The organism is Paenibacillus sp. NRS-1760, assembly GCF_050467785.1.
Classification (GTDB): Bacteria; Bacillota; Bacilli; order Paenibacillales; family Paenibacillaceae; genus Pristimantibacillus.
On record NZ_JBITPK010000020.1, the window covers coordinates 1 to 23,492 of the forward strand.

General features: G+C 44.4%; 24 protein-coding genes. 20 read left to right on the forward strand and 4 right to left on the reverse strand.

The genetic code is table 11. The annotated features are described in order from the left end of the window. The 6 genes from ACIFSR_RS26755 to ACIFSR_RS26780 all read left to right on the forward strand — a co-directional run. A partial coding sequence (locus ACIFSR_RS26755) for a WIAG-tail domain (protein WP_430061207.1) occupies positions 1 to 550 on the forward strand: 550 nt, incomplete at its 5' end. A 213-nt stretch (positions 551 to 763) separates the two neighbouring features. Then, the gene (locus ACIFSR_RS26760; RefSeq protein WP_430061209.1) at positions 764 to 2,152 is read left to right on the forward strand and encodes a glycosyltransferase family 2 protein; all 1,389 of its coding nucleotides are present in this window, start codon (positions 764 to 766) and stop codon (positions 2,150 to 2,152) included. Positions 2,153 to 2,216: 64 nt separating this feature from the next. Next, entirely contained in the window at positions 2,217 to 2,507 is a 291-nt protein-coding gene (locus ACIFSR_RS26765; protein WP_430061211.1) for a nucleoside-diphosphate sugar epimerase, read from the forward strand. A gap of 27 nt (positions 2,508 to 2,534) precedes the next feature. Then, complete coding sequence (locus ACIFSR_RS26770) at positions 2,535 to 2,879, forward strand: restriction endonuclease subunit S (RefSeq protein WP_339204064.1); 345 nt, start codon at positions 2,535 to 2,537, stop codon at positions 2,877 to 2,879. Beyond that, positions 2,879 to 3,193, forward strand: a complete 315-nt coding sequence (locus ACIFSR_RS26775) for a hypothetical protein (RefSeq protein WP_339204063.1) — start codon at positions 2,879 to 2,881, stop codon at positions 3,191 to 3,193. The genes ACIFSR_RS26770 and ACIFSR_RS26775 overlap by 1 nt, the downstream gene beginning before the upstream one ends. Further along, positions 3,180 to 3,425, forward strand: coding sequence for a hypothetical protein (locus ACIFSR_RS26780; protein WP_339204062.1), 246 nt, complete (start codon positions 3,180 to 3,182; stop codon positions 3,423 to 3,425). Before ACIFSR_RS26775 ends, ACIFSR_RS26780 begins: the two co-directional genes overlap by 14 nt. Positions 3,426 to 3,506: 81 nt before the next feature. Here the strand turns inward: ACIFSR_RS26780 and ACIFSR_RS26785 are convergent, their stop codons facing one another. Then, on the reverse strand, positions 3,507 to 4,514 hold the full coding sequence (locus ACIFSR_RS26785) for a ketoacyl-ACP synthase III (RefSeq protein WP_430061213.1): 1,008 nt from the start codon (positions 4,512 to 4,514) through the stop codon (positions 3,507 to 3,509). A 161-nt stretch (positions 4,515 to 4,675) separates the two neighbouring features. On the opposite strand from ACIFSR_RS26785, the gene ACIFSR_RS26790 reads away from it, so the two are divergent. Next, on the forward strand, positions 4,676 to 5,401 hold the full coding sequence (locus ACIFSR_RS26790; RefSeq protein WP_339204060.1) for a YhcN/YlaJ family sporulation lipoprotein: 726 nt from the start codon (positions 4,676 to 4,678) through the stop codon (positions 5,399 to 5,401). A 232-nt stretch (positions 5,402 to 5,633) separates the two neighbouring features. Next, the gene (locus tag ACIFSR_RS26795) at positions 5,634 to 6,773 is read left to right on the forward strand and encodes a hypothetical protein (RefSeq protein WP_430061215.1); all 1,140 of its coding nucleotides are present in this window, start codon (positions 5,634 to 5,636) and stop codon (positions 6,771 to 6,773) included. Positions 6,774 to 6,835: 62 nt separating this feature from the next. Here ACIFSR_RS26795 and ACIFSR_RS26800 read toward each other — a convergent pair whose 3' ends face one another. Further along, entirely contained in the window at positions 6,836 to 7,915 is a 1,080-nt protein-coding gene (locus tag ACIFSR_RS26800) for a glycosyltransferase (RefSeq protein WP_430061217.1), read from the reverse strand. A gap of 218 nt (positions 7,916 to 8,133) precedes the next feature. Here ACIFSR_RS26800 and ACIFSR_RS26805 point away from each other — a divergent pair, with 218 nt between their 5' ends. Continuing rightward, on the forward strand, positions 8,134 to 9,447 hold the full coding sequence (locus tag ACIFSR_RS26805; RefSeq protein WP_430061218.1) for a nucleotide sugar dehydrogenase: 1,314 nt from the start codon (positions 8,134 to 8,136) through the stop codon (positions 9,445 to 9,447). After that, positions 9,444 to 10,229 (forward strand): glycosyltransferase, encoded by a 786-nt coding sequence (locus tag ACIFSR_RS26810; protein ID WP_430061220.1) that lies wholly within the window; start codon positions 9,444 to 9,446, stop codon positions 10,227 to 10,229. Before ACIFSR_RS26805 ends, ACIFSR_RS26810 begins: the two co-directional genes overlap by 4 nt. Before the next feature lie 31 nt (positions 10,230 to 10,260). On the opposite strand, the gene ACIFSR_RS26815 is transcribed toward ACIFSR_RS26810, so the two are convergent. After that, a complete protein-coding gene (locus ACIFSR_RS26815) occupies positions 10,261 to 11,079 on the reverse strand; it encodes a UTP--glucose-1-phosphate uridylyltransferase (protein ID WP_430061222.1) in 819 nt (272 codons plus the stop codon). A 231-nt stretch (positions 11,080 to 11,310) separates the two neighbouring features. Between ACIFSR_RS26815 and ACIFSR_RS26820 the strand changes: the two genes are divergently transcribed. The 5 genes from ACIFSR_RS26820 to ACIFSR_RS26840 all read left to right on the forward strand — a co-directional run bounded on the left by ACIFSR_RS26820 (position 11,311) and on the right by ACIFSR_RS26840 (position 17,004). Beyond that, positions 11,311 to 12,033, forward strand: a complete 723-nt coding sequence (locus ACIFSR_RS26820; RefSeq protein WP_339204053.1) for a sugar phosphate nucleotidyltransferase — start codon at positions 11,311 to 11,313, stop codon at positions 12,031 to 12,033. Between the two features lie 187 nt (positions 12,034 to 12,220). Continuing rightward, positions 12,221 to 13,399 carry a glycosyltransferase family 4 protein gene (locus ACIFSR_RS26825; protein WP_339204052.1) on the forward strand — a complete coding sequence of 393 codons (1,179 nt, stop codon included), beginning with the start codon at positions 12,221 to 12,223 and terminating at the stop codon, positions 13,397 to 13,399. Positions 13,400 to 13,624: 225 nt separating this feature from the next. Beyond that, the gene (locus ACIFSR_RS26830) at positions 13,625 to 14,536 is read left to right on the forward strand and encodes a CgeB family protein (RefSeq protein WP_339204051.1); all 912 of its coding nucleotides are present in this window, start codon (positions 13,625 to 13,627) and stop codon (positions 14,534 to 14,536) included. Between the two features lie 32 nt (positions 14,537 to 14,568). Then, a complete protein-coding gene (locus tag ACIFSR_RS26835) occupies positions 14,569 to 15,900 on the forward strand; it encodes a glycosyltransferase family 2 protein (RefSeq protein ID WP_339204050.1) in 1,332 nt (443 codons plus the stop codon). A gap of 24 nt (positions 15,901 to 15,924) precedes the next feature. Further along, a complete protein-coding gene (locus ACIFSR_RS26840; protein ID WP_430061225.1) occupies positions 15,925 to 17,004 on the forward strand; it encodes a family 6 glucosyltransferase in 1,080 nt (359 codons plus the stop codon). Between the two features lie 79 nt (positions 17,005 to 17,083). On the opposite strand, the gene ACIFSR_RS26845 is transcribed toward ACIFSR_RS26840, so the two are convergent. Further along, a complete protein-coding gene (locus ACIFSR_RS26845) occupies positions 17,084 to 18,163 on the reverse strand; it encodes a hypothetical protein (protein ID WP_430061227.1) in 1,080 nt (359 codons plus the stop codon). A 61-nt stretch (positions 18,164 to 18,224) separates the two neighbouring features. Here ACIFSR_RS26845 and ACIFSR_RS26850 point away from each other — a divergent pair, with 61 nt between their 5' ends. From ACIFSR_RS26850 to ACIFSR_RS26870, 5 genes are read left to right on the forward strand one after another with little or no spacing between them, the layout of a single operon-like run. Further along, positions 18,225 to 18,827: a sugar phosphate nucleotidyltransferase gene (locus ACIFSR_RS26850; RefSeq protein ID WP_430061229.1), complete on the forward strand. Its 603-nt coding sequence runs from the start codon at positions 18,225 to 18,227 to the stop codon at positions 18,825 to 18,827. Between the two features lie 10 nt (positions 18,828 to 18,837). Continuing rightward, on the forward strand, positions 18,838 to 19,923 hold the full coding sequence (gene rfbG, locus ACIFSR_RS26855; RefSeq protein ID WP_430061231.1) for a CDP-glucose 4,6-dehydratase: 1,086 nt from the start codon (positions 18,838 to 18,840) through the stop codon (positions 19,921 to 19,923). Positions 19,924 to 19,935: 12 nt separating this feature from the next. After that, positions 19,936 to 20,856 (forward strand): NAD-dependent epimerase/dehydratase family protein, encoded by a 921-nt coding sequence (locus ACIFSR_RS26860; RefSeq protein ID WP_430061233.1) that lies wholly within the window; start codon positions 19,936 to 19,938, stop codon positions 20,854 to 20,856. A gap of 44 nt (positions 20,857 to 20,900) precedes the next feature. Further along, a complete protein-coding gene (locus tag ACIFSR_RS26865; RefSeq protein WP_430061235.1) occupies positions 20,901 to 22,784 on the forward strand; it encodes a glycosyltransferase family 2 protein in 1,884 nt (627 codons plus the stop codon). A 21-nt stretch (positions 22,785 to 22,805) separates the two neighbouring features. Continuing rightward, a complete protein-coding gene (locus tag ACIFSR_RS26870) occupies positions 22,806 to 23,486 on the forward strand; it encodes a hypothetical protein (protein WP_430061237.1) in 681 nt (226 codons plus the stop codon). Positions 23,487 to 23,492 lie beyond the last annotated feature (6 nt).

The window sequence follows — 23,492 nt, forward strand, 5'->3', positions numbered from 1 at the left end:
AAGCGTGACAACGACGAAGCTAGCGTTTGGCAGCGTAGGTGCGGAACAGCTGGCGGACGGAAGCGTAACCTCAGCGAAGCTCGCTCTAGGCAGCGTAGGAACGGAACAAATTGTTCCGGGAAGCATTACTGCAGATTTGTTGGCACCTGGATTATTGCTGAGCAATGTAGAGGGTTCAGCAGTAAATCAAGTAGATCAGGTTGCAGATGGCTCAATTACTGGAAGGCATATTCAAGAGCAATCCATTGGTCTTTCAGCACTGCAATTTGCACCTGTAATTACTAATGCGAGCCAAGGCATAGTAAAGCAGCAATTTGGGCTTGCACCTTACAGCTTTGCTGCGCAAGCAGAACAAGTAGAGCTTATCATTCCATTTGATGAGCCGTTCGTGGATAATTATTACGTGCTAACCGTAACGACTGACAACCCGGCCTGCTATGCTGTAGTTCATTCGAAAGCTGCGGCTCATGCAGTTATTCTCATCATTCGTACACGCATCAGTCAAGAGCCAATTGGCCATCTCAACTGGATTGCTATCGGTAAAGGATAAGACGAATTGAAAAGGAGATTGCCTGAAGGTGTAAAATACCGAGGGCAGTCTCTTTTTATACACAATTATAAGACAACTCTAGCATTTTGTTGTCGCAGCATTTTATACTCATTCCTTGATAAGCAGTACACTTGCCGTTGCAGATATCTCTTCAAAACATACTATATGATGTTGATGTAAAAAAGATCAAATGACGGATTGGAGAGGTTATCGATGAGACGCAAAAAAAGACCGGTCCGACGTCTCAAAAACAATGTTAGCTTGCGCAATACAGCGGAAAAAAGAGTAGAGAGATATAGGCTGGGTATGAATGAAGGCTATGAGGAAGGATTGAAAGCTGGCATTGAAAGCTATGATTCATATTTCGAAGGAACTAGCATAATCATTCCCAGTCATAATGAGGTTGAATCGGTAAAAGCATGTATCGAAGGCATTATGGATCATACCGATTTGCCTTATGAAATCATCGTTATAGATAATGGATCTTCAGATGGCATCGAGCATTATTTACGACAACTAGACGGCCAAGTGCGGTATCGTATTTTAGCAAAGTCGGCAGGCTTCACAGGCGCTGCTAATAAAGGTTTAATGATGGCTAAAGGGACGACTATTTTGCTGCTAAACAATGGGATGCGACCGACTGGAAATTGGCTCGACAATCTATTAATATGCTTGAATAGCGATGCTGGCATCGGAATGGTAGGCCCTGTCTCTATCGGACTGACTGGCAAACAAAAGATGGAATTTCATTATGTTGATATGGAAGATATGCATGAACTTGCGAGATTAAATAATGCTAGTGATTCATCGAAATGGCATCAAACAGAGCGGTTAGCTAGCAGATGCCTGCTCTTTCGGCGCGAGCTGCTGGAGAAAGTGGGCTTTCTCGATGAAGGCTGCCAAGAGTCGCCGTTTGAAGCAGAAGATTATGGCTTGCGAGTGAGATTGCAAGGATATTCATTGGTTTACGCGCGCGACGCCTACATTCATGCCGAACGAAATGATAAGGAGCTGGCGGAGTACAACGCTAGAGAGTCCGAGGCGCTTGAATCCAAGCATTATTTTATGAACAAATGGAGCGGCTTGGATGAGAAGTTTTTGGACCGAGAGGGAACTGACTTTGAACGTCAAGCCAAGCTTCCTGAATGGGAAGCGAGCATTAGACCGAAGCTTGGGGAGTCGGTGTTTTATCCGCAGCAAATGGTCGTAAAAGGTTTTGGAGAAACAATTTATTGGATAGAGGACAGCGTTAGACGGCCCATTCATGGCTTATGGGAGCAGCCAGTTAAACGCGTATCTCAGCTTGACTTGTGTCGTTGGCCGATCGGTGAGCCTATCGAGGTGGATGTAGTCATTTCACGTAAAGGCTCGCTATATTACGGTGATAGCAACGAACTCCAAAATGGCAGCATTTATGCAAGTGAGAACGGAAGCAGCTTCTATCTTGAGAATGGCAAGAAACGTATTATTATGAGTCGCCTTGCTGCCGATGGCTGGGGTTTGCAGCTTGGGCATAAAGAGAAGCTTTCCGAAGCAGAGCTTCGTATGATTCCCGATGGCTTGCCCTTGATCGCACCGATTACGCTTCGTCAAGCATTGTAACAAAAGGGAAGTATCCACTGCTGCGGAGCACGCATATGATGTAGGAGCAAGGAGGGAAAGTGCGATGCAAGCTACAATTACGGAAATTATGCAGCATATGTCTCACGGCAATGTACAAATGGCACGAATGCTAGAAGCAGAACGGCATGTAACGGTTCGCTTATCCGAGATCGTGCAGGCGCTTCCAGACGAGCATCCGAATTTAGGAGGTTTATCTGGCATTCTGGAAAATACGCAAGCGGTGGGTCAGAATATCGTTGCATATTTGAATAGTATCGCAGATTTTCAAGAAACGATTGCTACTCAACTTACCTATGTCGTGCGTGAGCTTAAGGAAGCAGACGGGGAAGAATAGAGAGCAAATAAGGAGGCCTAGCTTGCAATGGATCGTGATCAAGCCTATATGCGAATGCTTAGCTCAACAGCTAATATGCAATGGAATATAGCAATTATGCTGGAAGCCAAAGCGGCTGAGGCAGAGAAGATGCGAGGCTGGATATGTAATCATGTGCATAGCCACACCTTTAATTCGCACCAAACGCAGCTAGGCCAATCTATTCAAATGCATGATCAGGTGATTGAGATGATCGATGGAATAGCGAAGCTTAATCAAGGGATCGTGTCTATTATGAAGGCCGTGCTGCAGCAAGAGGAAGAAATGTCAGAGAGTTATGGTGATTCATTGCCTTCGCTGGGCAAGGGCTTCACCTTTGGTGACAAAAACTGATGGAGACCTTGGGATCTGAACGAGAGGCAAGAGCGGCTTTTTTAGCCTCGCTTGCTAGAAGCCAAGGCGCGCTTGCCCGTATATTAGAAAGTATCGCTGATGTGTCTGACGCTTCACAAGGAACAGTTAAGCTCCTCCGGGACAATGTAAGATCGCTTACCGCACTACAGGAAACGATTGCTGAATCGGTAACAAGCCTTGCTTGGCATAGACGGATAAAACGGAAGGGTAATCCAACGAAGCCATGGCTTCAGCCTGAGCTGCCTATCTATGGCGTTCATTGGTCAGGGGGAGAGGGGATTGTTGAACAGTAAGAGCAAAACACGGAAAAGTGAAAGTGCACTAAGCCCTCGCAAACGGACAGCAAGAAGAAATACGACAAGCAAAAAAACACTACAACGTAGAAAACAAGTACCGAGGAAACGATTTGCCCATAAGGAAACCGAACGAGCTGGACTTGGGCAAACCTTTAATGACGGCTATAACACAGGGTTTGCAACGGGTTTTGAAGATGGACACCAAGCAGCATACGAGAGTCAACCCTAAATGGCTGTAGAAAAACAGCCCTCTACACCATCGGTTCCAAGCGGAATGTAATCGATGGAGTATAGGGCTGTTTAGCATGTTCTAGAAGGACCAGCGAAGAACGACGCCAGCTTGAGTTAATCCGCCTCCAAAGCCGTATAGGAGTAAAAGATGTCCAGGCTCAACGAAGCCGGATTTCACAGCCTCGTCTAGGGCAAGCGGAATGGATGCAGCAGATGTGTTGCCATATTGTTTTATACTCGATAAGGTTTGTTCAAGTGAGAAGCCTGTTCTTTCGCAAAGCGATTCTATAATTCGCATATTAGCGCTATGAGGAATAAACCAATTGATTTCTGCCGGTGTATATCCGCTCTTCTCCAATAGCTGCTGAACACCTTCAGCTACATGACTAATCGCCCAGCGATATACTTCCCGGCCATTTTGCACGATTAAACCGTTCGTTTGTATATCATGCTCACCAATTGCGGATGCTAAACTGCTGCGATAAAGCAGATGACCACGGGCACCATCTGTTTTGGTATATACTGCTTCGATATCGCCATGTCCGTCATGCGAAGCTTCCATAAGAATTGCGCCAGCCCCGTCGCCAAACAAAATACAGGTCGTACGGTCTGTATAGTCCGTAATTTTGGATAACGTTTCTGCGCCAAGCACTAAAATTTTGCGATGCGCTCCAGATAACAACAAGCCATTCGCTAATTGAATGGCAGCGGCAAAACCAGCACAGGCTGCTTGAATATCAGCTGCACCAGCATGGCTGATGTTGAAGTGCGACTGTACCTGAGAAGCTACGCTTGGGAAGACGGCATCTGGGGTAGAAGTAGCCACGATAATGTAGTCAACATCAGTCACGCTTACGCCGTAGCGTTCAATCATATTATGAATAGCTTCAAAGCATAGATCGCTGGTGAACTGACTGTCGGAGGCGATATGACGCTCCTTGATGCCGGTTCGCTGCATGATCCATTCATCGCTCGTGTCCACAAGCTTCTCCATATCTGTGTTTGTTAAAATCCGTTCAGGAACGTAAGTGCCTATTGCGGTAATGACGGCATTCGATTGAATGGCAGATGGTTTTATTTTGTCCATACAATGCACACTTCCTCTCAAAATTAGTACCAAGTACTAGTATCTGATACTAATTTACTTCATCCCTTTTGCTTTGTCAATGCAATGAATAGCGAGTCCCGAAAAGGCGAACGCTAAGGAAGGGTCCGGTGCCTAAACAAAACAAGTTGGAGGATGGCTAAATGCGCAAACAAATCGTTGCTTTGTCTGCAGGTGTGCTGCTAAGCACAATGCTGGCAGGCTGCATGGAAAATCACGGTGAGCTTGGAAATAAAGACATCCGCTCGAACAGTATCCGTTATGATGCAAATGGAAATTTATTAAAAAATAAACGATTCGCCGATGACCAAATGAATGAGAAAAATAGAGTAAATGGACGCAGGCTAAACAGCAATAACCTCATTGGCTCACATAAAAATTATAGAATGCAAATGAATGAAAAAATGGCTAAGGAGATCACAGATTTAGGTGTAGTCAAATCTTCATATGTGATGATAACCGACCATAACGCATACGTCGCTGTTTCATTAGATGAGATTCAGCCTAAGGTTGAATCCAAAATGCTAAGTCGAACAAATAGTGGGTATATGGGAAAAGAGGGCGTGGAGATTAGCCGGCGCATGAGCACTCTGTCTACAGGAAACCATATGCTTACGGCGCAAGTAAAGGAACAAATTGCGAGTAAAGTGAAGCAATTAAATCCGAGCATTGAACATGTATATGTGTCAGCTAATCCTGATTTTGTTGGGCGGATGAATGCGTATATGAATGATGTGAAGCTTGGGCATCCTATACAAGGCTATATTGCAGAATTTAATGCGATGGTCGAACGAATTTTTCCAGCCCAGACTGTAGAAAATAAGATGAAGAGCAAAAGCATCAAAGATAGGCGCATGATTTACGACTAAAGGGCAGGTAATCGTAATGAAAATACAGAAACGGCTGGAGGATTTCAATCTCTGAGCCGTTTTTATTTTGGAATGGCAATGGGTAAAACTATCAGATAATCTTCACCCTATATTTAGACGGATACTAGGGTTTCCTATGAAACAAGGCAATCATAGGATATGACAGGAGAGGAGATGGTCGTACTGCCATGAATGATAATAGACTAGTTATAGCTAGATTGGGAGAGGCATTATGATTTTTGGTACGGTTATACATGCAGAGCATACAGCCAAAGCGATAATGATGGCCAAATCCATTAAGAAACATATGCCTATTGGCAAGGTTATCATTGGTGTGATGGAGGAAACTATGCCTAATGCCGCTTTTGGCTGTCCTTATTTTGATGAGGTCGTGCTCATGAAAGATACGGATGCATATTCCAATATGAAAAAGTTTTTTTTCCAGTACACTCTTCAAGAAGCACAGCGGGCTTGCAAGGCTTTATTGGTGAACTATATATACAAAAAGTATACGAATGAGATAGCTATCCATTACTTGGATGCGGATACATGGGTCATTTCGCCATTTGAAGAGCTTGCAGACGGTTTCAATCAGCATCCTATTACTTTGATTGGAAAAGTCATTGATCCAGAGTTTCTGGATTTGGACTGGTTGACTGATGTTAGGAAAAACGGGATCTATGATTCAAGCTTTATGAGCTTTAAACGTCATGCTGTTACGGAAAGCTTCCTGAAATGCTGGCTCAAGCTTAGTGAAAATAATTGTTATTATGATCGGGCGATCCATAATTTTATCGATCAAGGATGGCTGGATCAATCGCACACACTCTTTGATGGTGTCTTTTCCTTGCGTGATGCGGGTTATCAGGTCTCTCACAGCAACCTTATGGAGAGATGGGATATATCAAAAACTGCTCCTTATACGTATTCCATTGGTAATAGACCGCTGCGCTCCATTCGAATATCCAATGATTTTGAGCTGGCAATCTCATGGATCGAGCATGAGAAGGGGCAGCTATACGGAGAATTAATCGAAGAATATAGAAATGAATGGATAGAAATAGAACGTTATACAGCGGCGAGCTCAACCTGGAGCTATAGTCACTTCACTAGCGGAGAAATGATTGCAGATCAAACGAGAGGAAAGTTTCGCATGCACTACTATGACAATTCTGAAGTTGAAAATCCATTTTTGCTTTCAAATGGGTATTTTCATTCAGAAGCGTTCAGTACGGATGTGATGGATCAACCAACTCCGTATTACGCGGACGAACCAGATCGGATAAAACATCGAAACTTTACGGTGAAAAAGAGAAGAGCTCGGCGCAAGCTAAGGAAGCCTATCCGCAAAAAACGTCGTCGTTCGTATTGAGATATGCCTCAATTGAAATGAAAAAAATGCACCCGTTAGCCTAGGTGCATTTTTTTGCATTCTTATTTATTTAATCTTGCACGATGCTTTGTGTAACCAAAGTTTGCTTCAACATATTGAATCGCTCTTCTCACTTGCCTCTCGTAAAGTTCGGAGCTTGACATCAACCGATCGATTTCATTCGTTACATTGGAAGGTTCAGCATAAATTGCGGCTTCACCAAAAAGCTCCTTGTAGCTTGGGGGAAGAATAACCGGCACGCCAGCAGCCATTGCCTCAAAAATAACGCGGCCAAACGCTTCGACACAATTGGGATGTGTATAGTAAACAAAGACGTCGAGTCCTGCCAAAAAAGACTTTGGCGAGCGTTTTCCAAATCCAAGCACATGCCAATTTTGAGGCAGCTTTCCTAATATCCGACGCGGTGTTCTGGCACCGCCAAGAATGTGTATTTCATATTTTGATGAAGCGGGATAAATTTTTAGAAGATCCGTTCGATTGGAAGGCCATTTCACATAAGCATCTCTGGAGTGTCTGCCTATTTTGATCACGCCTCTGTGAGAAGGACGGTTTTTCCGTCTCCATTCCCTCGTATTAATGATGTTGACCCAATCTGCAGAAGCCAATTTAATGTTCTTCAAATCACCTGCATGGTGCTTATAAAGCGTTTTTCTCACTTGAGGGCCGATTGGATGCCATGTGCTGGATTTTCCGAAAAATTGTTTGACCCGCTGCTCGCAGCGACTAATGTTATAAACTAACCGGCCGTATCTGCCATAATCCTTTCTTGGGGTTTGATTGACGATGACGTGTATTCTCTTTGCCGATACGTTCGGTTTATATCTTCTTCTCACATGAAGAATTCGCGGATGTCTAATAATTAGAGTTTCACAGGTAGCTCTGGCGGTTGTATTCAGCATTCGAATGCTCCGCCCATCGACCATACGCTTGATTTTGGGGTTAATTGTACTGGTTTTGCTTCTTGGCTGGCCGGACATGTGAATCAGCCCTGTTGTTAAACCTGCTCTTTTTTGAGCTTTCATTTCTTCTACGTTGGATGAGGTTGTTCCACCCGGCAATCTAAAGTCAGACATCATAATGACGTCAAAATGTCTGCTGCGCTTGCGGTATTTTCCAGCCATATCGTTACCCCTCTCGAAGCATTTGCTTGCTGCAGATTATCGATAGCATATGCGGCATTTGAAAGGAAGGTATAAGGCGAATGCAAGGGAAGTGGAAAATTGGACTGTGATCACGGTGGCAGCATTTTGTATCCAAACTGTCCAAACTATTAATAAGTTGTTTCATATACTATCTAAGCTGATTAAAAATTACTAGAGAGAAGGCGAGAGATTAGAATATGAGCGATTTGCATAATCATAACGCGATTGAAAAGCAGAGAACGGTAGCTATTGTGGGGCTTGGTTATGTGGGTCTGCCACTTGCTCTGCTTTTTGTTCGTAAGGGGTTTAACGTTGTCGGAATTGATTTGGATAGAAGAAAAGTAGAGTCGATTCAATTAGGAAAAAGCTATATAAACGAAATTAAGGATCAGGATATACAAGAAGCGAATTTATCTGACCGCTTTACCGTTTCAAATGAGTATCATCTAATGGATGCAGCTGAAGCGATCGTTATTTGTGTGCCAACGCCTTTAACTGCGCATGGAACGCCTGATTTGAGCTATTTGACGCAAGCGGCCAAACAAATCAGCAGTAGACTTAAGCGGCAGCAGCTAGTCATATTAGAAAGCTCAACTTACCCGGGCACTACAAGAGAAGTGCTCCTACCTGTTTTGAATCAAACCGGGCTTAACGCAGGGATAGACTATCATATTGCCTACTCGCCTGAACGGGTAGATCCTGGAAATAAACATTTTGATGTAGAAAGTATTCCAAAGGTAATTAGCGGCGTAACGCCCGGCTGCTTGGAGCGAGTGAAGGAATTATACAATCAAATTTTTATTCGTGTGCATCCCGTTTCCTCCACGGATACAGCGGAGATGACAAAAATATTGGAAAATGCTTATCGACTGGTCAACATTTCTTTCATTAATGAAATGGCATTAATATGCGATGCAATCCATTTGAATGTCTGGGAAATTATCGAGGCAGCCAGTACGAAGCCGTTTGGATACAACACGTTTTATCCCGGGCCTGGAATTGGCGGTCACTGTATTCCGGTGGATCCCTCGTATTTAGCATGGAAGCTGAAGCAGTATGGCATTACTTCTGATTTTATTCACATTTCAAATACAATTAATGATGGAATGCCGCTATATATTACACAGCAGCTTGAACATTATTTGGCGCCTAAAGCGCTCTCGGAAACGAGAATTATGATATATGGAGTAGCCTATAAGCCAGATATAGCTGATTACAGGGAATCAGCGGCTATTGGTTTGATTCAAAGTCTGCATCTAAAAGGTGCGGATGTAGTTTACCATGATCCATACGTACCATCGCTGCAAGTAGATGAGCATAAGCTTGTTAGCTTGGAGCTAAGCGCAGAAACACTTTCAAATACAGATTGCGTTATCATTGCTACCGATCATACTTCTTTGCAGCTGGAACTTGTTTTGGAGCATGCTCCGTTTGTATATGACACCCGAAATGTAGTCAAAGGGATTACGGGCAAATCAAGAATCGTCACGCTCGGAGGCGGCGGATCATGAGAGTATCACTAGCTGTTTATGACCGAGTAAGGAGGCACGATGCAGCCGGCATGGATAAGGAGCATTTTTCCGGTCAGGGGAGGATGACCTCAGGTGTAACCATAGTTACAGCAACGAATAAACCCCTCTTTATGCAAAATCTATTCACTAACTTCAAGCGTCAGCAGTGGAGGGTGAAGGAGATGATCGTGCTGCTCAATAACGATGGCATGAACATTGAACTTTACAAAAAACAGGCCAGCAGCTTTGGAAATGTATCGATATACAAGCTGCCGGCCAAATGGTCGCTTGGGAAATGCTTAAATTACGGCATTAGCAAAGCCCAATATGAGATTATAGCCAAATTCGACGATGATGATTATTACGCTCCGAATTATTTGACTGAGGCGATGCTGCGACTTGAAAAAACGGAAGCGGATTTGATAGGGAAAAATAAGTTTTATATGTACTTTAAGCATTCTTCAAGGCTGATGCTTGCAACGATGCCTAGTAAAAATAGAGTAGCAGGAGCGACGATGCTGTTCAAAAAAAAGCTGTATCCGGACGTTTCTTTCAAACATCTTCGGAAGGGAACGGATATGAGGTTTCAGAAGGACAGCATCAAAAAAGGCTATAAGCTGGCTTTCACAAGTCCCAGCCATTTTGCAGCAATTAGAAGATCCAATCAAACAATGCATACATGGAAGGTTACGAAAAAAACGATTCGATTGCTTCGTGCCAAAAAAATTGCGCAGACGAATCAATACCGAAGAATAGTCAATCAGACCAGCAAACAAAAATAAGGATGGCAGCGGCCTATCCTTATTTTTTGCTTTATTGCTTTTGCTTTTTATGGAGCTGGTATGCACGCTGTTGAATTTTCAAGTAGTCATGCTCGATGCTCGTATCGTACCAGCGTTCCTTGTATACATATCCGATTGCTTTGCGTGTCATGCCCATCTGATTTAAAGCATCGGTTAATTGAATCTCTCCGCCTATTCCGGGTTTCGTTGTTTTTAATAATTCGAAAATGCCAGGTTCAAGAATATATCTGCCCATGACCGCGAGCTGGGACGGAGGATCATATGCTGGCTTCTCTACTATGGAAGCGACCTCGTAAATTCGGCGCTGAACTTGAACAGCAGACGCCACGCCGTATTGGGACAACAGCTTGGGGTCAACCGATTGCAGTCCAATGACATTGGTTCTGTGCTTCTCGTAGTTTCGAATCAATGGTAGGAGTAAAGAGTTTTGATACAGGTTTATTTGATCCGGCAGCAGAACAGCAAAGGGCTCGTTTGCAGCAAATGATTGTCCAAGCGAAACGGCATGACCAAGACCGAGTGCTTCATATTGACGAATATATTGAATATTGACTTTGGCGGGAGCAATGATAGGCAGCATGCTTTCTTTGTGAATCGTACGCAAATGAGCCTCCAGCTCCATCGAACGGTCAAAATAGTTCATAATTTCTGTCTTATTGCGAGATAATATAATTAAAATGTCGGTAATTCCTGCATCGATTGCTTCTTTAACTACATAGTCGATTGCGGGTCTGTTTCCAATGGGAAACAATTCTTTGGGTATAGCCTTGGTTATGGGTAAATTGCGAATTCCATAGCCTGCGGCAGGAATAATCGCTTTTCGAATCAATTGCATCACCTCTAGTTTTGAATGTCTCTCTAAATCTAGTTTATTAATAAAATATAGATTTGAAGCTTGTCCTTCTTAAAAAAGGCAGCCGTACAAGCCCCTTTATCGTCATGATTTTTGATCAACAACGTCCAAATCTTAGCGCATGTGGTTATCCATCCACTCTTAAATCTTTTAAATTCATATACTTATAAGGGAGTTTCAGTAGAGTGAGGGGAGGTGGACTGCTGGATGAAAGGCGTTATACTGGCTGGCGGGTCAGGCACGAGACTTTATCCGCTAACGAAATTTATGAATAAGCATCTATTGCCAGTCGGAAAGCATCCTATGATATATTATGCGATTAAAAAGCTGGCGGATGCAGGGATTAAAGATATTTTGCTCGTTATAGGAAAACAATCAGCAGGCTTGTATGTTGATTTTTTGGGGAGCGGCCACGAATGGGGCGTTAATCTCGTTTTTAGAGTGCAGGATCAGTTTGGCGGTGTTGCTGAGGCATTAGCTTTGGCAGCTGGGTTCGTATCTGCGGATGAAAAATTTGTCGTTCTGCTCGGAGACAATTTGTTCGAGGATTCATTATCTGAATATATGGTTTCTTTTGAAGCATCATCGGAAGAGGCGAAGGTATTACTTAAGAGAGTAGCTGATCCAGAAAGATTTGGCGTTCCGAGAATTGAAGGCGGGCGTATTGTATCCATTGAGGAGAAACCTTCGAATCCCGGCTCTAATTATTGTGTAACGGGTATTTATATGTACAACGCTGATGTTTTTAATGTAATTAAGACACTGCGCCCTTCGGGGAGAGGGGAGCTTGAAATTACCGATGTAAACAACTTTTATGCGGCGAGGGGGGCGCTCAAGCACAGCATCTTGAAAGGGTGGTGGCATGATGCGGGTACGTTCGCTTCGCTGCAGAAAGCGGGATTGCGTCTAGCGGATGAGAAAACAGAATAGTAGGCCAGCTAGACTGCGACATTACCTGTGTCCCAGTCTATTTTTTTGCAACGATTAGGAGCGATGAAACTTCATGGTAACAGACGCCGTGGCGGTAAAAAGGATCAAACATATTATGAGATAGGGTTGAATGCATAGAGTCACCAAGTATACCGCCATTACAGATATAAGGGAAGGAAAAAAGATTATGAAATTCAAAAATCTTAAGGTCCGACCTAAGATGATGCTGAAGCCAAAAAGGAGAATTGGTAGAAAAAGCAGCTTGGTCAAAAATGGAAGGAAAGATTGGCGGGCAGGATCGATAAGCAGCCAGTCAGAAGGCTACAAAGCTGGATGGAAAGACGGCTATCGTGACGGCCGCTGGATTGCTGTAGTAGGCGGCGTCTGTAAGCCGAAAATTGCATACGTCATCCCAGGATGCTCCATTTCCGGTGGCGTAGCGGTTATTCTTCAGCATGCCAACCGCTTGAAGCAGCGCGGTTATGATGTCGTATTAGTTTCCATGGATGGAAATACGCAGGTTAGCTGGCATCCTGTTGAGGTGCCCATCGTCACAGAATCCCGCGCTCCTGCGGATCGTGATATTGTGATTGCGACCTTTTGGGCTACACTCGGCGCTGCAAGAAGAATAGAAGCAAAGAAACGCTTTTATTTCATTCAATCGGATGAATCCAGATTTTATTCGCCATCGTCGGAGCAATCGAAGCTGGCCTATCAAACGTACAAAACGAATGATTTTACGTTTCTGACGATGGCAGGCTGGCTGCAGCGCTGGCTGCAGCGTACGTTTAATAAGCAAGCGATCTATATCCCTAACGGACTCGATACCTCACTTATGTATGAGGCAGAGCCGCTTGCACCAAAAAGCAGCAAGGTTAGAGTATTGCTGGAGGGACCTATTAACGTTCCTTACAAAGGAATGAGCGATGCTTTTACGGCAGTGCGGGATTTGAACTGTGAGGTTTGGTGTGTCAGCTCGTCGGGGCGTCCCGCTGCATCTTGGCGCTGTGACCGCTTCTTTGAGAGTGTATCCTATGAAACGATGAAGCATATTTACTCTAGCTGTGATATTTTGCTCAAAATGAGCAGGGTTGAAAGCTTCCTCTATCCTCCACTTGAGATGATGGCTTGCGGAGGAGTTCCAGTCGTTGCTGATGTAACGGGGACGGATGAATATCTGGTCAATCATTATAATAGTTTGGTCATTCCAAATGACATTAGAGCAGCAGCGAATGCAGTACAAAGTTTGATAGCAGACAAGTCTCTGCGCGAACACCTAAGAGCTGGCGGGAGCGAGACGGTAAAGAAGTGGGAATGGGATCGAAGCATAGATTTGTTGGAGCAGGCACTAATTAGAAATGTATAAAGAGTATTCGTTACAGAAAGAGGTGAGATACTTCTGAAGCAGAAACGGAAAATAAACAATTCAGCAGCAAACGAGTGGGATGCGGGACGCGAATCTGGCTGGAAACATGGTTACCATGTGGGTACCTGTGAGGCGTTAATTCAGAAAATACCGCGGCCTGCAAGCGTGCTTCGATCTCTGCGAGTATTATATGTTCGCGCGGGATTAAGAGGCCCTTTTCCAGATATGGATCAGGCGGTTACGGATGCTCTCAGAGGTATGGTCAGCGAGCTGATCATCGCATCTCCATCGGATAATCTTATTGATCTGGCAAGCAGGAGAAGACCGGATTTAGTGCTGGTACTGCATGGCACTCAGGTGCCAGTCCACCAAATCAAAGGCATTCGTTCGATCGGTGTTAAAACAGCAATATGGCTCGTCGATGAGCCTTATGTAACCGATGTAACAACGGTCATTGCCCCGCAGTATGAATGGTTATTTACCCATGAGCTGGCTGCTATTCCAATCTATCGGCAGCTCGGCTGTCAGGTTCATTATTTGCCGCTGGCAGTTAACCCAGCCGTGTATAAGCCTAAATATGTACCCTCTCATTATCAAAGCGATATTTGCTTTATTGGGAATGCCTTTCATAACAGAGTCAGATTAATAGATCGAATTGCTCCTGCACTAGCACAGCGCGATACAAGAATTATCGGCTTGTTCTGGAAAAGGCTTAAGCGTTACAAAAGCCTAAGCAAAGGCATCCGCATTTCATGGATCAGCTCAGAAGAGGCAGCGAGCTATTACAATGGCGCCAAGATTGTCATCAATATTCATCGTTCCCATGACGACAAGGTGCATAACAAAAATAGCCGCAACCTTCCCGGCTTGTCGATCAACCCTCGTACGTATGAAATTGCGGCTGCCGGAGCATTTCAGCTTACAGATGTTCGTCAGGATTTAAGCGATTTTTATGTACCGGGAACTGAGCTTGAAACGTACTCTTCACCAAATGAGCTGGCTGATAAAATTGCATATTACCTGCAGGACGAGCAAAAGAGGAACCAAATCGCATTAAGAGGATTTATAAAAACGCTGGAGCAGCATACCTACGAGAAGCGGCTCAGCCAGCTGCTTCAAATCGTCTTTCCATCATGATAGCTAAACAAGATCGTGGGAGGTGAATCGAGATGCGCAAGCGATATCCGCGCAGGCGTATAAAAGCAGTCCGTAAAATAAAGCGAACCAACTTTCAAGCGAGCTATGCAGCTGGTTATCGGGATGGCAAGGCGAGTGGAGCAGCAAGCTATCAGCAGCCTTTTGAAGGCACAAGCATTATTATTCCAACCTATAACCAGTTGAACTATTTACGAAATTGTATAGAGAGCATTCATAAATATACGCCGCAATCTTATGAAATCATCATTATTGATAATGGCTCAACGGACGGAACGGCTGCCTATTTAAAGTCGCGGGCAGGGCGATTGCGCTATAAAATTTTTCAAGAGAACTTAGGTTTTTCCGGTGGTGTCAATCAAGGCCTGATGATGGCAAAAGGTACGTCGATTCTCATTCTTAACAATGATACGATCGTGACGAAAAACTGGCTGTCGAATTTATTGTCGTGCTTGAACAGCAACCCATCGATTGGTCTTGTTGGTCCGGTAACCAATTATTTGTCGAATGATCAAAAGATTGATGTCAGCTACAAAAACATGAAAGAAATGCAGCAGTTTGCCCAAAATTACAATCATATTAACCCGGTACGATGGAGAAAAACGAATGCCATAATGGGCTTTTGCTTGCTTTTATCCAGAGAGGTGCTTCAAAGAGTCGGGTATATGGATGAGGGATATGTCATTGGGACCTGCGAGGATGTAGACTTTTATCTTCGGATACAATTGCTTGGTCTCGATCTAGTAATTGCGGAGGATACATTCATCCATCATTATGGCAGTGTGACGATGCGTTCGTTTCTGGATGCTTCCTTGCTTAATAACGCTTTTTTTCGTGAAAAATGGGGCGACTGGGATCAGATCAGCAGGCTGGAGGCGGTAATGAATTCGGCATCGCCTAATGAAAAGAGAACAGGAACAAACTTTTACCCTAGCCATATCGTTGTTAAAGGAACCGATTCGAATGTCTATTGGGTAGAAAATGGATATCGATATATCGTGCGGTCTTCAGACTTAATGCATGTGGATGCAGTAAGATTGCCGCAGCTTGATTTATGGAACTGGCCGATAGGAGGAGACATTTCGATTGCAGTGCTGCAGCAGAGAATAGCTGCATTATCGGCGCTCACAACCAATTTCGCTGAAGGCAGTTTAGTAAAAACGCAAGACGGCGAAATGTACCAGATTATACAGGGCAAGCTGCACCGGATGACGACAAAATATGCCTATAAGGCATGGGGACTGGAGCAGCGTTATGTTCGTCCTTTAACGCAGGCCGACAAAAACCAGTATTCGGAAGGCTTCCCTATTGTAGCTCCTCCGATCATTAAGGCTAATAATATATAATTTCAAGTTTAGGAGGACGGCAGCATGCTGACGAAACGAAAAAAAAGTACAGCTATTAAAAAAACGAGCGTAAAAAAAACGTTGAAAGCCGGCGGGAAATTAAGCAGCCGCAAAAACAAATATGGTGTAAAAAAAGGGAAACGGCGAGGTAAAACATTAAAAAAAGGGTTGAGAAGCGTTGCAAGAGGGAGAAAAAGAAGCGGACCGTTTCACACAGGTTATGAGCAAGGGTATAGAGAAGGGCATTCTAAAGGTTTTGAGGATGCGCATCAAGAGTCTTATATGACCAATCAAGGTGCTGTCCTCTCGCAAGCACAGCCAGAAAGCGCAAATGCATCCCCTTATCTGACTACACAAATGCCGAGTGAAGCAGAAATTGCGAGTGTAGCCGGATCTCGAATCGGGATTCTTTATATATGCACAGGGAAATACAGTATTTTCTGGGAAAACTTTTATCGGAGCGCCGAAGCTTATTTCTTGCCGGGCTACCAGAAAAACTATTATGTATTCACAGATGCCGACCACATCGTTGATGAAGAGAGATCGAACATTTTGAAGATTCCTCAGGATAATCTTGGATGGCCGGGCAATACGCTGCTGCGATATGCGATGTTTAGAAACGTGGTGCATCAGCTGCAGCAGGAATGTGATTTTGTATTTTTCTTTAATGCCAATATGCAATTCGTTGATGTTGTAAGGGAAGAAATATTGCCTATTCACGAGGGCATCGTTGCGGTCCAGCATCCAGGCTTCTACAATAAAGCGCGCCACGAGCTTGATTTTGAGAAAAATCAACAAAGCTTAGCCTATATTCCGGAGGGCGCAGGAAGCTACTACTTTATGGGTGGGTTGAACGGCGGCCTAACGGAGCACTATACGAATCTCATTCGTGTTCTGGATGACAATATTAGAACGGATATGAATAATGGGATCAATGCCATTTGGCATGACGAATCGCATTTAAATAAATATTTAATCGACAAGTCTCCTAAAGTGATGAATCCATCCTATGGTTACGTGGAGGGCCAGCAGCTTCCGTTTCCAATGAAAATATTAATTCGCGATAAAAACAACTTCGGCGGCCATAGCTTTTTGAGAAGCTAGCGGCATAAAAAAACGTAAGCGGTTCGGATTTTTCCGAGCTGCTTACGTTTTTTTTGTGGATGAATGATAGGAACAGCTATTAAAAGATGTCTACCTGCTCGTGGCATGCGGCTGGAATATAGTTTGCATATTTGTTTACGTTTATACGATCACCGTTCTCAAATAGCAAAGCAAGCTCTTGCGGCGAGTATTCCTTATTGCTTCCTGCGCGGTTGGCATAGACATTCTGAACGACGTTGAGCGGGTTGCAAAACGCTAAGGATACTTCGCTGCATGCTAGAAACTGGCGCCCCTCAGACAGCTCCTGCGCACGTCCTGCCATACATCCTTCAAGCGTATTGGGGTTGGAGAAATCCAAGTTTCTCAGATGAGGAAGAAGATGAGTTGTGCGGTATACCGAGCTGGAAACTTCAATCGGATAGCCGAATTCATACTGCGCCGATGTCCAGTCAAACTTGCGATAGCCATACTCGATAATGTGATGCCATGGAATAGACTGTTCAGCACTCATCGTGTAGCAGTAACGAATGTTTGGTCCCAGTCTTAAGGAAAAGCCAATCAAATCGTTGTGCGCAGCTAATGTGTTCATGACGGACTGCAGCGTGAAATCGCGAACGAACAAGCAATCATCCACGATGAATAGAACATAGGTATAGGGTTCCATCGAAGCGATAACCTGCTCTTTGAATTGCTCCTCTTTAATAAATTGTACCAACGGGTATTCGTTTTTGAGTCGTTCATATTGTGATTCATAAAAATCGCTCGATGTCTTGTAAAGGACCTTCATGTGAAAATTGGAAATATCGAGGGCATGCAAGTAAAGCGATCGCAGGGCTGCATCCAGCTGGAGGGCTCGATCCTTGCTGAAAATAATACCCGTCAGCGGTATTAAAATAGGCGCTGCCCCTCCGTCGCTTGGCTGTTCAACAAGAGAAGAAGCAGGAGCAGTAGGAGCTATTGGAGCAGCTGGTACTTTACGGGCGAGGATGCCGCGTTTCCATCCTCTTGCTCGTTTGTTTATTCGATTTGACCGCAGCAGCATCTTCCCCTTGCGAGAAGCTCTGCGACGCGTATTTGCGGACGTGCGATTTATTTTTTTACTTTGTCGTTTCATCCGCTTATTCGAAGCTGGTTTTCGTTTGACAACGGTTTGAGACAAGCGTTATCCCTCCTTATTTTCAAGAAACCTCGTTCAATGTATTCTATGTCGATAATTTGGCATGGTACGGGCAATCGATAGGCGTGAAGCGCCTGTATTCCATTGCTCGGATGTGACCTTTGATTTATCGAATCGAAACGAAATGACAATTCATGAATCTTCCATTGAACCTTGGAAAATCACGTTGGTCGACACAGGCAAAGAAACGATGACGGGCGGCAGGCTAAAGCGAGTTCAGCCGTATTTAGGAAACAAAACATTTATGCTGACGTACGGCGACGGGGTTTCGGACATCGATATTGGCAAGCTGTCAGCTTTTCACTGCTCTCATAACAAGCTGGCTACAGTAACGGCTACGCAGCCAAGCGGCAGATTTGGCGCTCTCGATATAAAGGACAGCAACAAGGTTATTGATTTTATGGAGAAACCAAAAGGCGACGGGAGCTGGATTAATTCAGGTTTTTTCGTAATGGAACCGCAGCTGCTTGATTATATTGAAGGCGATCATACAAATCTGGAGATGGACTGCATGCAGAAGATAGCTAATGATGGACAGCTTATGGCTTATAAGCATGAGGGGTTCTTTCAGCCGCTGGATACGCTTAGAGATAAAAACTATTTAGAAGGTTTATGGAAATCAGAAAAAGCGCTTTGGAAAAAATAAAGGAGTGTCCATGATGAATCCAAGCTTTTGGCGCAATAAAAAAGTGTTCATTACTGGACACACCGGCTTTAAAGGCAGCTGGCTTTGCTTGTGGCTGGCAGCGATGGGCGCCAAGGTGACTGGTTATGCGCTAGCACCGCAGCAGCAGCCTAATTTATATGAGCTTTGCAATATCGATGCGATGATTCAGTCCGTTACCGGTGATATTAGAGATTCAGCAAGGCTGAGCAAGGTTTTGTTAGCTGCTGAGCCTGATATCGTTATTCATATGGCAGCTCAAGCTCTGGTTAAGCCCTCCTACGAAACGCCTGCTTATACTTTTGAAGTCAACGTCATGGGTACGGTTAATCTGCTTGATGCGGTAAAGCTTGCTGTGGAGAGTGGAGCGGGCATTAAGGCGGTTGTTAATGTAACGACAGATAAAGTGTATGAAAATCAAGAATGGGCATGGGGCTACAGGGAGAGCGATAGGCTGGGCGGTTATGATCCATATTCAAACAGCAAAGCTTGCTCGGAGCTTGTTACAGCCTCTTATCGCAATTCCTTCTTTCATAGCAAGGATGAGAAGGTTCACGGTGTCGGCATTGCAACGGCAAGAGCGGGCAATGTCATCGGGGGCGGAGACTTTGCTCAGAATCGATTAGTTCCAGATATGGTTCGTGCCTTCATGGACGGCAGTGCGGTGAGCATTAGAAACCCGCATGCGATAAGACCTTGGCAGCATGTACTTGAGCCTTTAAGCGGATATTTGCTGCTTGCAGAGAAACTTTATGCGAACGGATCAGAGTATGCGGAAGGCTGGAATTTCGGTCCTCGCGATGAGGATGCAAGGCCGGTAGGCCAGATTGTTGAAATACTTGGTGTGAAATGGGGCGGCGTAGTGGTGCATACGGATATAGGCAAGCACCCGCATGAAGCCCATGAGCTGAAGCTGGACTGCTCGAAGGCGCAGCGACGCTTAGGCTGGAAACCAAGATGGACCCTTGATCAGGCGCTGGATAAGGTGGTTGAGTGGACGCTTGCCTATCAAGGCAACGAAGATATTCGGCAGGTTTGTTTGAAGCAATGGAATGAATATGCCGGGAAAACAAGCTGAGGGGGGACATCGATGATAGAAAAAAATTCCCGTACAGCCTTAACAGCTTTAGTCACCGGAGCCACGGGTTTTATTGGCTCACACCTCGTTCGGAAGCTTTTGGCGGAAGGGTGGAAGGTGCACATTATCGCTAGAAATGAGTCGAGCCTTAAGCAATTGGAGGATGTCCAGGGTGCTATCATCATACATCGGCATGATGGGACGATTGACAGTATGTTCGCAATTGTCGAGTCTGCAAAGCCCGATCTTGTTATTCATTTAGCATCATTCGCCACAGTTACGTATGCGCCAAGACAGGTAGAAGAGATGCTGACAAGCAATATTATTTTCGGTACGCAGCTAGTGGAGGCGATGTTGTCGCAGCATGTTTATGCATTCATTAATACGGGAACCTTCTCACAGCATTTTGACAATAAGCTTTATAGCCCAAAATCGCTGTATGATGCCTCGAAACAAGCGTTTACGGATATTTTAGCTTATTATTGTGAGTCGTCGCCGTTACGTGTAATTACACTGGAGCTGTTCGATAATTACGGTCCAAACGATACGAGATCCAAAATCATTTCGTTGCTGCTGAAGGCAGGGAAGGAACAAAAACCGCTCGCGATGTCACCTGGAGAGCAGCTGATTGATATTGTACACATTGATGATGTTGTTGAAGCTTATATGCTCGCAGCCCAGCAGCTGCTAAATGAAGAGGCAGTTAAGAACGAGGTTTATTCCGTATCTTCACAGCAGCCCATTCCACTAAAGGAGTTAGCGGGCATTATCGAAAAAATAATGGATGTACCATTACAGGTGAATTGGGGAGGACGACCCTACCATCCGCGAGAAATTATGATTCCATGGAACAAGGGGGTAGCCGTGCCGAAGTGGAAGCCAAAAATAACACTAGAGGAGGGAATTAAAAGATTAATAGAGCAGCAGCAATAGGAATGAGAATAGATTGCTGTTAAAAATGAGGAGGGTAAATTAAGATGAGAATCTTGCTTTGTTATGAGGCGGATGAGGCAGCTGCGGGCAGTAAGGCAGCCGGTCAACTCACCGCTGCGCTCCATGATTTACTCGCTCCAATAGGCGCAGTTACGCTGTTCAATGCCTCATATTTTGATGTGCGGATACTGCAAGGTCAAAGCTACGATCTGTATGTCGGCGGCTCCTATCATCTCTCGCGTATAAAAGGGCTATGCCATATAAAGAAAAGTATATTGATAACGACAGGGCTGCACCCCCAAGAAATCAACCACAGCACGTCTAGATTAAAGGCTGGCCATAACCTGCCAGATGATGTTTTCCATGAGACTGCTGCACCGAATGTTGACGAGCTGGAACAGTCTATCAATCAAGCTGATTTCATTATCGGAATTGGAAATATTGAAACCTACAATTCTTACATCAAACGCGGACTGCCAAAATGGAAAATAAAAATGTTGTTAGGCGGGATTGCTGCTTTAGATCAACCCAATACGTTGCCATCTTCGGAAAATGTAAAAACGGGGCAAAGAAGAGTGTACACGTATATCGCTCCAAAACTCGGATTAAGCAGTGGTTTTGAAGCTGTCTTTCTACTCTTTTCGAGTTCAGACATCGCGAGTCAAAATTTGGAGCTGCATGTTGTGGGGCAGCCTGCAAATAGGTTTTTCAACAATAGGCTGCTGCAATTAAAAGCTGTGCTCGGCGATAAGCTGTCTGTTCACGGTGATGAGCTTAATGAAGCTCAGAGCGCAGAGCTGCTCTCGAACACTGATTTTATCGTTTACCCCTCGTTAGGCCAATATGATTCTTCGATTTTACAGGGACTAATCCACGGCGCTATACCGCTTGTAACCGCGCAGTCCGGCATCGATTTTTCACCCATCGGAGTATTCGACCCATTGGATCATTTGCAGCAAAAACAGCTGCTGCAGCGCACGCTTCAGCTGAGTGATCAAGAGATTGTGGACTGGAAAAAGAAGACGATTGAATATGTAAAGGAATATCACCTTCCTTATAAGCAGGTACTGGACAAGACGATTAAGGATTGCCTGAACGGGAATCTATATCCGAAAATAAGCATTACGCTGCCAGTTTTCAATAAAGAAGCTACGATTGTTCCCCTAATAGCGGAGCTGCACCGTGCTGTGAGCGAATATAAAAATGCTGAACTCCGAATTATTTTTGATGGCTGCTACGATCAAAGCGAATACGTGGTGAAGCAATTTTTTCAGACCGTTCAAGTGGATTACAGTATTGCTTATGAAACGACGCCTAACATTTTTGAGATTAAAACGAACAACATCGGCTTAAAAAAATCATCTGGTGCTTATTGCGTCATTCTGCAGGATGACAATTATATTTACGATAAAAATATCTTTTACGAGGTTGTACAGTTTATGGACAAAAATACGAGTTGTGCTATTGTCGGCTGTTTATCCGGCGTTAACTTTTACCCGAGAGGAACGACGCTTAGCGGACCTGGGCAAATCTCGTGTTCTGCAAACGAGGTGTATTGGAGGCAGGATGAGAAAGCAGATTCGAATTTGAAAAACCGTGTTTTTGAAGTGGATGCTTGCATGCGGGGACCGCTCGTCATTAGAAAATCATTTATGGAGCAGTATGGATACTTAGATGAATGCTACGCGCCTTTGTATCAAGACGACATGGATATTTGCTTTCGGGCTAAGCATTACGGCTATAAAGTGTATTGCATGATGTCCGATGTAGAGAACCGTTCTTTGACAATGGCCCATTACGATACAGGGATGAGCAGGATGTTCCAGGAGGTGATGGAGCGAAATACGAATATTTTTTATGCAAGATGGACGCCGAGTACAAACAAAGATTTTGCATGGATTCATCGAACTCGCGTTGATGGATCATAGGTTAGAAGGAAGTGGTCATGAATGATTTATTTAGTAAGTTTTGCATCGCCAGAATTTCAATCCTATCAAGATAGACTAAACGCGACTGCGCTGCAATTCGGCGTTGATCGTGTCATTTCATATCATCCAAGCGATCTCGAAGGAACGGCTTTTGCTCGTAAGAATGCAGCAATTTTGCAGCATGAGATAGGCTTTGGCCTATGGTGCTGGAAGCCGTATATTTTACTGGACTCTTTATCGAAAATGGAAGAAGGAGCGCTGGTGCTGTATTCGGATGCGGACACGCGGTTCACCAGTCCATTGTATCCGCTATTTGCCCACTGCGCCGATAACGGCGGATTTGCTTTTTTTAAAACAGCCTACTATTTAAATAAAAGCTGGACCAAAAGAGACAGCTTCGTGCTTATGCAGTGCGACAGCTCGAGTTATTGGGAAGCAGAGCAGGTCTGGGCTGGATTTTTTATGTTTTACAATAATGAGAAAAGCAGAAGCCTATTAGAAGAATGGCTGTTTTATTGCCAAGATTATAAAGTGATTTCAAATGCTGAAAATAGCAGCGGCCTGCCGAACTTCCCGGAATTTATCGATCATCGTTACGACCAGTCGATTCTTTCGCTGTTGACGGTGAAATATAGCTTGCCGGTGACAAAGGATATGTATCATTACTTTATGCTGCCAGACAGGAAAGTTACACCAGAATGAAAGGAG